At 29.1% G+C, this 13,294-nt stretch carries 9 protein-coding genes and 1 pseudogene; 2 read left to right on the top strand and 8 right to left on the bottom strand.

Going from position 1 to position 13,294, the window contains the following annotated elements; genetic code table 11:
• The first annotated feature begins 146 nt into the window (after positions 1-146).
• Positions 147-3,146 (top strand): vitamin B12-dependent ribonucleotide reductase, encoded by a 3,000-nt coding sequence (locus tag B3J31_RS14845; RefSeq protein ID WP_346866773.1) that lies wholly within the window; start codon positions 147-149, stop codon positions 3,144-3,146.
• Positions 3,147-3,212: 66 nt separating this feature from the next.
• Here the strand turns inward: B3J31_RS14845 and B3J31_RS14850 are convergent, their stop codons facing one another.
• The 5 genes from B3J31_RS14850 to ymfI all read right to left on the bottom strand — a co-directional run bounded on the left by B3J31_RS14850 (position 3,213) and on the right by ymfI (position 7,938).
• A complete protein-coding gene (locus B3J31_RS14850; RefSeq protein WP_150846067.1) occupies positions 3,213-4,604 on the bottom strand; it encodes a hypothetical protein in 1,392 nt (463 codons plus the stop codon).
• The gene (locus tag B3J31_RS14855) at positions 4,601-5,998 is read right to left on the bottom strand and encodes a HAMP domain-containing sensor histidine kinase (protein WP_346866774.1); all 1,398 of its coding nucleotides are present in this window, start codon (positions 5,996-5,998) and stop codon (positions 4,601-4,603) included. The genes B3J31_RS14850 and B3J31_RS14855 overlap by 4 nt, the downstream gene beginning before the upstream one ends.
• Entirely contained in the window at positions 5,999-6,685 is a 687-nt protein-coding gene (locus B3J31_RS14860; RefSeq protein ID WP_346866775.1) for a response regulator transcription factor, read from the bottom strand.
• Between the two features lie 87 nt (positions 6,686-6,772).
• Entirely contained in the window at positions 6,773-7,111 is a 339-nt protein-coding gene (locus tag B3J31_RS14865; RefSeq protein WP_150846070.1) for a hypothetical protein, read from the bottom strand.
• An 89-nt stretch (positions 7,112-7,200) separates the two neighbouring features.
• Positions 7,201-7,938, bottom strand: coding sequence for an elongation factor P 5-aminopentanone reductase (gene ymfI / locus B3J31_RS14870; RefSeq protein ID WP_150846071.1), 738 nt, complete (start codon positions 7,936-7,938; stop codon positions 7,201-7,203).
• A gap of 264 nt (positions 7,939-8,202) precedes the next feature.
• On the opposite strand from ymfI, the gene B3J31_RS14875 reads away from it, so the two are divergent.
• Positions 8,203-8,373 (top strand): DUF362 domain-containing protein, encoded by a 171-nt coding sequence (locus B3J31_RS14875; protein ID WP_035133140.1) that lies wholly within the window; start codon positions 8,203-8,205, stop codon positions 8,371-8,373.
• Positions 8,374-8,423: 50 nt separating this feature from the next.
• On the opposite strand, the gene B3J31_RS14880 is transcribed toward B3J31_RS14875, so the two are convergent.
• The 3 genes and pseudogenes from B3J31_RS14880 to B3J31_RS14890 form a co-directional block, all read right to left on the bottom strand.
• On the bottom strand, positions 8,424-9,767 hold the full coding sequence (locus tag B3J31_RS14880) for an erythromycin esterase family protein (protein ID WP_346866776.1): 1,344 nt from the start codon (positions 9,765-9,767) through the stop codon (positions 8,424-8,426).
• Between the two features lie 371 nt (positions 9,768-10,138).
• Positions 10,139-12,019: a TnsD family Tn7-like transposition protein gene (locus B3J31_RS14885; protein WP_346866777.1), complete on the bottom strand. Its 1,881-nt coding sequence runs from the start codon at positions 12,017-12,019 to the stop codon at positions 10,139-10,141.
• Between the two features lie 20 nt (positions 12,020-12,039).
• Positions 12,040-13,287: pseudogene (locus B3J31_RS14890) on the bottom strand (TnsD family Tn7-like transposition protein).
• Positions 13,288-13,294: the final 7 nt, after the last annotated feature.

Raw genomic sequence — 13,294 nt, forward strand, 5'->3', positions numbered from 1 at the left:
TAATGGAAATTTCAATAGTTGTATGAAAAAAAATTATATAATATAATACAACATATAGTGCAAAAGCACATTTCGGACACAATATATAGTATATGAAGTATTTAGGGGGTGACTTGCTAATCATAACAGTGTGATTAGCTTTTATAATGAAGAGTATTAACAATATAATAAAAAGATACTACACAAAAGAGTTAGAGACTAATAAAAATTTGACAGTATACGATTTATTCCAGTGGAAAAAAGTTGACGTAATTTTAAAAGACTATAAAAAAGGTACCGTTCTCGTAGATATGAAGGACTTAGAATTCCCAATTCACTATTCACAAAATGCTTGTGATATAATTGCTTCTAAATATTTTAAAAGAGCCTTAGTACCTAATGAAGTAGGTTATGAAAATAGTCTTAAAATGGTGGCACATAGATTAGTTAATTTTTGGTGTGAATCTCTAAAGGATGAAGGTTTAATAACTAATGATGAGGAGTTTACAATACTTTATGATGAATTAGTTTATTGCTTCTTAAATCAAATGTATGCACCAAACTCACCTCAATGGTTTAATACTGGATTAAAGCTTTCTTATGATATAGCTGGTGAACATCAAGGTCATTTTTATTATGATGAGAACTTAAAAAAAGTTGTTAAAAGTGTAGATAACTATACTAGAACTCAAGCTTCTGCTTGCTTTATTTTATCTATACAAGATAAACTTTTAGGACCTCATTCAATTTCTGAGCAATATGTAACAGAAACTAAACTATTTAAGGGTGGTTCTGGATGTGGAACTAACTATTCAACTCTTAGAGCTAAAGACGAAAAGCTTTCTGCTGGTGGAATTTCTTCAGGTGTTATGAGCTTTTTAAAGGGCTTTGATAGAAATGCCGGAACAATAAAATCTGGTGGTACTACAAGACGTGCAGCTAAAATGGTTTGCCTTGATATAGATCACCCAGAAATTAGAGAATTTATAAATTGGAAGGCTAGAGAAGAAGATAAAGTTCGTGCTTTAGGCAAAATGGGCTACGACGCTTCCTTCGAAGGTGAAGCCTATGAAACTGTATCCGGTCAAAACGGTAATAACTCTATAAGATTCAGCGATGAATTTATGAAAAAAGTTGAGAATCTATCTGAAAACCCAGATGAAGTAATAACTTTAAGGGGAAGAATAGATGAAAAAATTAATAAGGATGTTAAAGTGAGTGAGCTATGGGACGAATTCAACTTAGCTTCATGGCAATGTGCTGACCCAGCACCTCAATTTGATGACACCTTCAACGCTTGGCATACATGTCCTGGTGGTGAAGATGGAGACTTTGGTGCAAAGCATAATAGATTAAATTCTACTAACCCATGTGGTGAATATGCTTTCTTAGATGATACATCTTGTAACTTAGCTTCAATTAATATATATAAGTTCTACAACAAGGATAGTAAAGTATTTGATTTAGATGGATATGTTCATATGGTATCTTTACTACAACTTATGCTTGAATCTTCTGTTCACTGGGGTCAATTCCCAACAGAAGATATTGCAAGAAAAACATATATGTTTAGAACAACAGGTCTTGGAATTGCAAACCTAGCTTCTCTTCTTATGGTAATGGGTTATGCTTACGATTCAGAAGAAGCTAGACAATTAACTGCTTCCCTAATAGGAGTGCTTACTGGAGCTTCTTACGTTACTTCTGCCCTTATGGCTGAAAAAGTAGGACCATTCGAAAAATATGACATTAATAAAGATGCTATGCTTAGAGTAATAAGAAATCATGGAAGGGTTGCAGGAGCGCTAGATAGTGAATACGAAGACCTTCACTATAGCCCTGTGGAAGTTAATCATGAAATTCTTAAGGCAGAAGGTAATACTGAGCTATCTGAACTATTAAAAACTCTTTGGCAAGAAGCTATAGAGTATGGTGAAAAATTTGGATATAGAAATGCTCAAGTATCTGTAATAGCTCCAACTGGAACAATTTCCTTTGCTATGGATTGTGGTGCTACTTCTATTGAGCCATACTTCTCCCACTTTGTTTATAAAAAGTTATCCGGTGGTGGATTTATGACTATAGTAAATCCAATTATAGAAGATGCCCTTGATAACCTTGGATATTCACAAGATGAAATTAAAGACATAGTAGATTATATTCTTAGAAAAGAAATGGTTAATGAAAATGGATATGAGTATGAAAAAATTATAGATGGTAAGATTGAAGGAGCTCCTCATCTTAAAGAAGAACATCTTCACATTTTTGATACAGCAAACAAATGTGGAAGTGGTGAGAGATATATTAAGCCTATGGGACACGTTCTAATGATGGCTGCCATCACCCCTCTTATATCTGGTTCAGTTTCTAAGACTGTAAACCTACCTAAAACAGCTACTGTAGATGACTTTAAAAAGGTTGTCCTTGATTCTTGGAACCTTGGGGTAAAAGGAATATCTCTTTATAGAGATGGATGCAAAGCTAGTCAACCTTTAAATACAGTTTTAGAAGAAGAAAATGATGCAGATTTAGAAAAATTAACTTATGAAGCGCTTTTATCTAAAGCTAAAGAACTACAAAAGCAGACTACTTCATCTACAGTATTTACTCGTGAAAAACCAATGGGTATTAGATTTGGAACTACTCATCCTGCTCAAATAGATGATGTTAAAATATATACTACAGTTAATAGAAGAACAAATGGAGAAATTTCTGAAATTTATATAACTACGGATAGAGAAGGAACTATAATAACTGGACTCTTAAATTCTCTTTCTAAATCTATTTCTGTAATGCTACAATATCATGTTCCTGCAGCAGATATTGCTAAAATGCTCAGAGGACAAAAATATGAACCTTATGGCTTTGTACAAAAACATCCTTACATTAAGCATGTTAGCTCCATCTCTGACTTAATCAGTAAGGTTATAGATATTGAACTTGGTGACTATTCTCGTTGCCAAATCAAACCTAACCCTGAGGATATGGTAAAACCAACAATTCAGCATAATGAAGTGTCTACTACTTCTATTGACTATGGGAAACCAGCAATAAAAGGTGAGCGTATTTACTCCGAGGTTTGTTCAAACTGTTCAAGTACAAACTTAGTGAGAAATGGTACATGTAAGGTTTGTCAAGATTGTGGAACAACCACTGGATGTAGCTAAAATTATACATGATAACTAAAGGCCAGGCAAATTATTGCCTGGCTTTTCCTTGGTTTATATACTACACTATTTACTTGACTTAAGTAATGAATTCACTTGTTCTGTCCAATATCCTACAAATTCTGCCATGGCCCATTCTGCCATAACTATCTCCTCATCACCATTTAAAGAAATAGTTAACTCTGGTGATTCACTGATTTTTCCATCTTCTATTTTATATCCATATAAACTTGATTTCGTCTTTATTATAGTCATATTTTTATTAGGGGAGGATAATGCATCCTCCGCTGATGGAACCTGATTTTTGATTCCTTGCCATGATGTAAATAGCCTATCATACCTAGCTACATTCTTAGATACTTTTAAAGGAATATTTATATTATTTTCAATACTTTCATCCTTTTTACTATTAACAGTATAAATTTGCCATCTCCCTTGATTTCTTTTTATAGAAACATCCGTAAATTTATTTATATCTTCTATATGAAGTCCTTGTGCTTCATTATTAAATTTAGTTATATTTTTCTGTTCACTAATATTTCCTAAGGACACTGCTCCTTTACCTTCCATATTCATAGTATCAATTAAATATGTCCCTAATTTTTCAGCCCTATGACCTTCTCCCTCTTCATGAACTTTAATACTTATATAATCATTTCCTATAAAATTTATCTCTTTAGATACATTTATATTTGGTTCTTTATTTACCTTTAGATCAGCTTGCTTTTCAGATGGATTGCCACTTAAAAATACAAATTCTATATTATCCTTATAATTGTTTTCAATATATTCTCTATGAATTGAAACCTTAAAAAATCCATTTTTACGTGGTAAAAGCAGGAATGGAACCTCTTTACTATATATTTTTTTACCATCATAGGCTATCCAAAGAGTTTTATATGTAAAACCTTCATCAGTTTTATCTTTAATGCCTATTAATACTCCATTACTAATTTTCTCACTATCTGCTGTTTCATCTACACCAGTTTTTTCATTGATATTCTCCATGGGGTTATCATCTATTTTTTCAAGATAAAGTAAAACATCGTCCTGTATTACTAATATACCTTTATCTATAACAATAACTTCCTTTAAATATGTATTTTTAGATGATATGGTTACAACTTCTACTTCCTTAGTATCTTTTAAATAATCAGGTATAAAGCCTATAGTATTATAAATGTATTGTTCACCATTTACTACTTTAGCTTTATAAGTTATATTCTTGTATGCCTTATCAAACATAAATACTTCTTCATTACCAAAACTAACTTTGCTGTCTAATAAATTACAATTAAATACTTCCTCTTCTGTAATTCCCACATAATTTTTAACTTGCCATTGTCCCTTTAAAATAGAATCATTATTCGGTTTCTTTACTTCTATGTTAAATTTATTACAACCAGTAAGAATAAGTGCTAACATAAAAGTTATCAGTATTCTTATTAATCTTTTCATCTAATATCTCCTCTAGGTAACATTATAATAACCTCTGTACCCTTTTGTAATTCACTATCTATCTTCAAAAGTCCACCATGCTGAGTTATAATTTCTTCACATATAGAGAGACCTATCCCATTGCTTGCATTTATGTTTCTTCCCTTATAAAATTTTTCTTTAACATGAGGTAGTTCATCTTTAGAAATTCCATAGCCATAATCTTTAATTGATATAGTTAAATATTTTTCATCTTCTGCTAGTTTAACTATTATTTTAGAATTATTAGCTGAAAACTTTATAGCATTATCTAAAATATTTATTAAAACCTGTTTCATTCTATTTTTATCAACTTCTATAGGTTTAACCTGTAGATCTTCAAATATGACCTCTATTCCTCTAGACAGTAGTTTAGGTTCTAATTGTCTTAATATATCTTGAGTAAACTCACCTATACTTATCACTTCTTTTCTTAAAGTGATTTTACCTGAAATTAACTTTGAAAAGTCTAATAATTCTTCTACTAGATAAGTTAATCTTTCAACCTCTGACTCTATAATTTTAAGGCCTTCTCTTACTTCTTCTTTATCTTCTAAATCTGAGGACTCTAACACAATGGCCCAGCCCTTAATAGAAGTTAGAGGTGTTCTAAGTTCATGGGATACAGATGAAATAAATTCATTCTTTAGTCTTTCATTTTTTAGTATCTCCTCAGACATATAGTTTAGAGTATCAGCTAAACTTCCTATCTCATCCTTAGAGTAATTTGGTATACTCTCTTTAAAGTTACCCTTAGCCATCTTTTCTGCTCCCACAGAAACTAGTTTTAAAGGCTTCATTATACTATTAGAAATAAATAAACTTATAGTAGAAGAAATAGAAATTACTAGTATACCTAATAAAATTATTATAAACAATATCTCCCTTATGCTTTTATCTATATCTTTAGTAGAGGCGCTAAATCTCAATATTCCATCTACATCTCTATCAAAAGAAAGTGGATATGCTACACAAATAATCTTTTCATTATTATTTTCGTTTTGATATATATTAGCTTCCCCTTCAGTATTACCACTAGCTGCTGCTTTAACTTCTCTAGTTAGTATTCTGTCCTTTGAAATATAACCTGAAGAATCCATCATAACATTACCTTCTAAGTCTATTATTTGAACTCTACAATCCGTATTACTCCAAAATGTATCATTATCATTAAATATATTATCTTTTACAGTATTGGAGGACAAGTATGTATTATAAAAATCTGATGATATCTTAATTTGGCCATATATAGTATCCTCTAGATTGCTATAGTAATATCCTTTGATAGCTATGTAAACCATAACTTGAACTATAAATATGGTTATAGCTATTACAATTATATTACTGCTAGAAATCTTAGTTTTTAAGGATTTCACTTAATCTTCCCTCCACTTATATCCTGTTCCCCAAACAGTTTCAATATATTTAGGTTTAGATGAGTTATCTTCAATCTTACTTCTAATACGTCTTATATTTACATCAATAATTTTGTTTTCTCCTATGTAATTATAGCCCCACACCATATCTAGAAGTTCATCTCTACTAAAAGCCTTGTTGGGATTTTCCATAAACATTTTTATAAGCATATATTCTTTAGGGGTTAATTCTATCTCTACTCCACTTTTGTATAGTACCTTACTATCCAAATCTATTTTAAAAACTCCAGATATAATTTCTCTACTCTTAAGACTATTTCCTAGTTCCATTCTTCTAAGTAAAGATTTAATAATAGCTATAAGCTCTAATGGGTTGAAGGGCTTTATAATATAGTGATCTGCACCAAACTCTAATCCCATAATTTTATCCCCATCTTGCGCTCTAGCAGTAAGCATTATTATTCCCATTTGTGGATAACTTTTCTTTAAAATTTCACATACTTTATATCCATCAATTCCAGGAAGCATTATATCAAGTATTACAATATCAGGGCTCTCTTTTGCAACTTCTTCAATACCAAGTTCTCCTGTTTCTGCTTCTACTACCTGAAAGCCCTCTCTCTTAAGGCTTATTTTTACAAACTTTCTTATATGTTCTTCATCTTCAATTAATAATATTTTCTTCATTATATTCACCTCTAATGTACAAAAGCACCAATAGTAAAATAAATTAACATCGGTGCTTCTTGTTTGTAATTCTTATTTTCTCTTTAACTATTCTTCCTTATCATTACTTTCTTCATACTCTTCTACATCTACAATAGTAGAATCACTATAGTCTATATAAGATTCTGAATCTGGAGTCACATTGGCACTATGGCTACCTTGTGGTCTTCCATTCTCATTAGAAGAATAAAATTCATTAGTTTCCTTTTTCACCTTATATTTTAAGTACATTATACTAAGGGTTATTATAATTACAATCCCTAAAATAAGCCATAAGATTCCTTTGAATACAATTCCTAAAACTCCAAAAATCAATGGAGAAAATATAAATAACAGTATACATACAAATATAACTTTTATTAATGTTTTCATCTCAACACTATTCATAAATTCTAATTCCTTTCTATATGTATCAATTAATTAATTAATTAATATACTATCTGACTTTAAAATTATTATCTATTTTAAAAGTAAATTTAAAAGCCCCCATTTACATTTAGTATTTCCCCTGTGATGTAGCTACTATCCTTACTGGCTAAAAATACTGCAGCTCTTCCCACTTCTAATACACTTCCAAATCTCCCCATGGGTATTTCCTCTGTTAATTCTACTCTTTCTTCCTCTTTCATCCACATGTTCATCTTAGTTTCGATAACACCTGGTGCTATGGCATTTACTCTTATATTACTTAATGCTAGTTCCTTAGCTAAGGCCTTTGTAAAGGAATTTATAGCTCCCTTTGATGCAGAATATAAAACTTCGCAGGCAGCTCCTTCACCTCCCCAAACTGATGATATATTAATAATGCTACCTTCTTTTCTTGAAATCATATGATTAACTACAGAGTTTGTAGTATTAAATACTGACTTAAAATTTACAGACATAATTTTATCAAAATCTTCTTCAGTGTCATCCATAAATAGTCCTATTTTAGAAATAGCTGCATTGTTTACTAATACATCCACTCTGCCCAATTTCTCTAGAGTATATTCTATTAATTCCTTAGAAAAGTTGTAATTACTTACATCTCCTTTAAATAAAGTACAATAGTTTCCCATGGAACTAATTTCATTTAAAGTCTCCCTTGCACTTTCATCATCGTTAAAATAGTTTAGTACTAATATTGCTCCTTCTTTAGCAAATTCTAAGGCTATTCCCTTACCTATACCTCTTGTTCCTCCTGTAATTACTACCACTTTTCCCTTTAACTTCATTTTCATACCTCTTAAAACTTCTTTAATTCCCATTGTAGTTATTTTAACATTTGTTTTTTTATAGCACTAGTTATATGTACTGAAAATAAATTAATTTAAATAAATGTTAATATATTTTACATTTACTTTAATTAGTTCATTTATTAACTATAAAATTAATTTATTTCTTGTATTTTTTATTATATTTAAATATAAATCCTCTTTATTATTATATCATAATATGGTATGATAATCATGATTTAATAGTAAAGGGGGGTCTTTTTCATGGCTTATAAAATAGTAGATACTTGCATCTCTTGTGGTGCTTGCGAATCTGAATGTCCAGTTAGCTGCATAAGTGCAGGAGATGGATTATACGTTATCGATGCTGATTCTTGTATCGAATGTGGTGCTTGTGCTAGCGTTTGCCCAGTTGGTGCTCCAGTTCAAGACTAATTAAAATAAAAAATAGATGTACNNGTACATCTATTTTTTATTTTAACTTTTTATTTTAATTTACTTATAGCATTAGTATCTCTAATAAATATTAACCCATCAAAGGTATCTATAGGCTTTAATTTCATATAATAATCTTCTTCATACCCATTATAAAAAATAATGTTATGCATTAGTATTGAAGACGATAATATTTTTTTAACATCCTTATCCTGCGCTGAAGATTTAAAATCTATGAAACTATTTGATATTTGTGTAAGGTTAAATATATTAGAAAACATTTGAGGATTTCCTTCTTCTATATTATAGATTTCATATTCACTACCTACACCACTACTGTCTATAGGATACGCTCCAAAACTCCCCTGATGAAATTCTAATGCTAATGAATAATACTTATCTTTATACATCTCCTTTAAATTATACCCCATGGTTTTATAATCCTTAGAAATATTGCTTATATGTTGATTTCCACTCCAAAGAACTATTTTATCATTTCTATTTTTACTCTCACGGTCTAGAATCCATTTAATATTATCAGCTAATAATTTCCCTTCCATATTCAAAGCTTCTTTAATGTTATGCTCTGGTCCACTGTATATGGCTAATTCTATGCTTTTCAAGATAGTCTGAAGATATTTCGAAGCCTCTTCATATTTCTCTTCTGAGGTGCTTTTTATAAATTTCTCTTTATTTTCATTAAATATATCAACTAGAATTTCAACCTTTTCTTGTTCTTTTCTTAACTCACTTGTAGGTATATTTCTAACGGGTCTTCCTCTTACTTCATCTAATTCACCATCAAACTTATTGTATAGCTCTTCATCAATATCTCTTAAGTAATCTATTACAAAATTTGAACTATCTTCAGCATCAGTAACTTGAATACCGTAAAATTTAATTTTTTCTTTATGATTAGGATCTTCATTATACTTTTTCATCCATTCTATTAACTCCAAAGACTCCGCCGTTGACCATGAATAACCTCCATTTATCTTTGTTTGTCTTACTATATTTTCAGCATTTCCTTCCCCATTCAATATATAATTATTAATTAATTCAGTTCTTCCAAAATCCACATCCATAGCAAAGGTTCTATACCCCATTTCCTCTACTAAAAATTCCAGCATACGATGCTTAATTTGGAAAAACTCTTTTGTTCCATAGGTTGCCCCACCTAAGGCTATAATTTGTTTATCCTTAAATATATCCTTAAATTCCTTTAAATCTTCAAAGCCATTGCCAACCTCCACAGTGTTTAAAGGAACTAATTTTTCTTTTATAATTTTAGCTTCCTCATTAGGACTAAGTTTTCCCCCAAATAATCCTACACATACTAGTCCGAGAATTATTATAACTGAAATTATTAATAATACCTTATTTCCTCTTTTCATCTTCATATACCCCCTAAATACCTATTTTCACCATTAACTCAACGTTTTTAGTTTATGGTTACATATATATTGTAACAAATTATAGAAATATTTCAATATTTACCTAAGTTTTTTTAACGCAATTGTAGACTTAAAAAAAGCTCTGGAAAAATTGAGTCCTATACATTAGTATTATCAATAATTAATTTATTCCACTTTAAAATAAGTTCTGGAAAATAGATTTAGACGGATTTTTTATATAAAATATTTTTGAAATAAAACTTGGAATTTTATATACTAATTATAGTTTAAATACATTGTACATTTATAATAGCATACTACTATTTCAAATAAAAAAATCATCATAATTAATAGGTGATTATCTATCAGTTTTATTTATTTTCACTATTACATAAAATGTTATCTATATATTCGTCTACATATTTTCTATCTCTTAAATTTGCATATTTTAAAATTTTAGATTTCTTTAAAACCTTATTTTCACAATTTAATAACTCTATTGCAAAATCAACTCTTTTAATGTGATAGTCTCTAATAGTCTCTTGATTCTCTTCGACTAATTTTTTAGTTCTAGGTATTTTATCTAGACATTTTATCAATGGGTAATTAACTTTCTTGCTAAAATAAGATATTGTTAATCGAGGTCTATCTATGACTTTATACTGTTTAATATCTTGCAATATATCATAAATACAATTTAATAATTTTGCATCTTTTTCTTCCCAATTAATTCTATTTATATTCTTTCTAAGACACTGTTTTCTATTTATTGCCTTAGGAAGAATCGACTCTAAAAACTGTCTGTCATATCTATATAGCCACGTGTACTCCTTCATTAAATTGCTATATACATTACTTCTGTTAGCATTAGGATTATTATTTATATATTCTATTATATGCTTTTTATAATTATTTTTTAAATTATCTTTTCTTCTAATCTTATATGTTCCTATTTCTTCAGTTTTCATACGCGAATTTAAATAATCAAAAACTCCTAGCTGTTTTGCATATTTTCCAATTGTTTTTCTATCACATTCCATTACTGATGCTAATCCGCTAATATTATAAATTTGTTTTAATATATTTCTTCGCAATTCTTCTTTCCATACATCTCCATATTCTTTAACTGTACGCTTAATAAATTTATCATTTTCTTCTTTATCAGGCCCTAACCTAGTATATGTATAGTTACATAAATCACATTTAAAGATACCTAAAGGAATTCCTGGTTTACTTCTACTTGATATCATATAATTGCTAATAACATCCTTTTTATAATGTTGGCACATGGGATTTAAACATGGCCATGGTCCCAAATTGAACGGATGATAGCCTATATCTTCATACTCATAAAAATTTTTAAAACTTCCAAATAAGAATCTTATAAATAAGATATGCCTTATTGGGTGCGTAACTTTAGATGCTTTAGCTACCCATTTAACCCAACTTATGTTTTCATCTATATCTGACTCCAATATTTTTAGAAAGTCTTTGCCATAAAAATTAATAATATCATTTTCTAATTGTTCTGATTTCAAAATTCCTCTAGCAGTAATATATCCTTTTCTACTTAACATAGATTCATATTTTAATATTGTATTCTCTAAATTCATGCTTTCATTACTTAATTTAAAAATGAATTGAATGTCATTAGCTAAATTCCTAAACTGAAACAATAGATTTTTATCAATATATATTTCAATATATTGAACATTATTACCATTTATATCATATATATCTAAATAATTGTCTTTCTCATCATATTTAACTTGATATAGCATTTTATTATGTACTCCGCACATTTTATTACCTGGAACTTGATGCATAGTATGAAAATACTTTTCTCCATACTTTTCATAATCTTCATTTAAACAATCTAAACAAACTTTGGGAATATCACTTTTACAAATACCACCTGCCATTTCACCGATTCTCATATATATTGATACTGCATTTCCATTAATCATATCATTTTTTAGTTTATCAATTCTTTTACTTTGTAAAAATGGTCTGTATAATGGAAACAGTGAATGATTATTAATAAAGTAGTCTGGTTCATAATTATAGTTTATATTATTACATAAATACTTTAAATAAGATGGAAATGTATTTATATTTATTTTGCCTATGTTTTTACCTAGCAATTCATGCATAGATGTCCTTATGTTATGGTTCATACTATATTTATGATACCTAACATATATACTGTACATTATTTCATCTGGATATGGATCGGTAAAGAAGTATAACATTTTCTCACCTCAACTTAATGCTATAATTTCCTAATATACTCATATATTTTACTTTCTACCTGTTTTGAATACCCCTTCTTAAGCCCTGCCTTTCGTTCTATTTTACATTTTGAAAAGCTTACTCTTTCATTCATATACATATTACATAAATTATCCACTCTACGAATCTGAAACTCTTCTATTGTCTCAGTGATATTTTCGATATATTCTTTAGTCAATGGTAATCTATCAATATATCTGAATAACAATGGTTCTTTTCCTATTTTCCTTCCTAAATAAGATTTTGTAATTCTTCTTAAATTTTTACCATTTAAAATTTCGCTATACGCTTTCTTAATTTCTATTAATATTTCATTATCTCTTTTAATCCAATCAACTTTCCTACTAGGCTCTATTACTTTTTTATTTTTACAAGCTGGTAAATGATTATATAACCAATCTTTATCACGTCTATAAAGCCATATATATTGTTTACTCATAATGTTTCTAATTTGAGTTCTCGTAAATTCTGGATTTTCTATTGTAATATTTATAATGTCATTTTTATATGCTATTTCCTTTTTAGTTTCTAAATCTACTGTTTTATCATCCTTAACATCATTATCTACATTCTTTTCTTTAGTTTTATATACCATACCTAATTCTTTTGCATATTTAAGTACCGTTTTAGAGTCACATCCCATTACTCTTCCTATCTTTCGAATTTTAAATCCGTTCTTTAACAAGAGTTCTCTTAACTTATTTTTTCATGCATATCCATAATCTTTAATATAACCAATCCTGTACCGATCTTCCTGTGTTTTATCTTCTCCACTTCTAGAATATATAAAGCCACATGAACATTTAAATGTCCCAATTGGACATTTACTTTTATAATCATACTTAATATCACAACATTCTATTATATCCTGTTTATAATGGTCTGCTATCTTATTCAAACATGGCCATTTTGCCTCACCAAATGGTAAATTGTATCTATCATCAATTTTCATATTGAAAAACTCTTCAATACTATCGCACAAGAATAATATAAATAATATATTCCTTAATGGATGTATTATCTCCCTAGGTTTCCTTGCTATATTACTTAGCCATGTATAATCAGTCCAATGATAAATATTACTCTCTAGTTTATCTAATAAATTATCCCCGTAATACCTCTTAAATGATTTATATAGTTCCTCCTGATTAATTGAACCACTATAATTTATTAACCCTTTTCTTCGTAAAATATATTTATATATTTTATTTACACCTGAATTATTCATAGAAAAA

The sequence above is a fragment of the Clostridium sp. UBA5988 genome, from assembly GCF_002435615.1.
GTDB lineage: Bacteria > Bacillota > Clostridia > Clostridiales > Clostridiaceae > Clostridium_J > Clostridium_J sulfidigenes.

Excerpts from the sequence above, each read along its gene's own strand:
- B3J31_RS14845 (WP_346866773.1), top strand. The coding sequence starts at position 147 with ATGAAGAGTATTAACAATATAATAAAAAGATACTACACAAAAGAGTTA.
- B3J31_RS14850 (WP_150846067.1), bottom strand. The coding sequence starts at position 4,604 with ATGAAAAGATTAATAAGAATACTGATAACTTTTATGTTAGCACTTATT.
- B3J31_RS14860 (WP_346866775.1), bottom strand. The coding sequence starts at position 6,685 with ATGAAGAAAATATTATTAATTGAAGATGAAGAACATATAAGAAAGTTT.
- B3J31_RS14865 (WP_150846070.1), bottom strand. The coding sequence starts at position 7,111 with ATGAATAGTGTTGAGATGAAAACATTAATAAAAGTTATATTTGTATGT.
- ymfI (WP_150846071.1), bottom strand. The coding sequence starts at position 7,938 with ATGAAGTTAAAGGGAAAAGTGGTAGTAATTACAGGAGGAACAAGAGGT.
- B3J31_RS14875 (WP_035133140.1), top strand. The coding sequence starts at position 8,203 with ATGGCTTATAAAATAGTAGATACTTGCATCTCTTGTGGTGCTTGCGAA.
- B3J31_RS14880 (WP_346866776.1), bottom strand. The coding sequence starts at position 9,767 with ATGAAAAGAGGAAATAAGGTATTATTAATAATTTCAGTTATAATAATT.
- B3J31_RS14885 (WP_346866777.1), bottom strand. The coding sequence starts at position 12,019 with ATGTTATACTTCTTTACCGATCCATATCCAGATGAAATAATGTACAGT.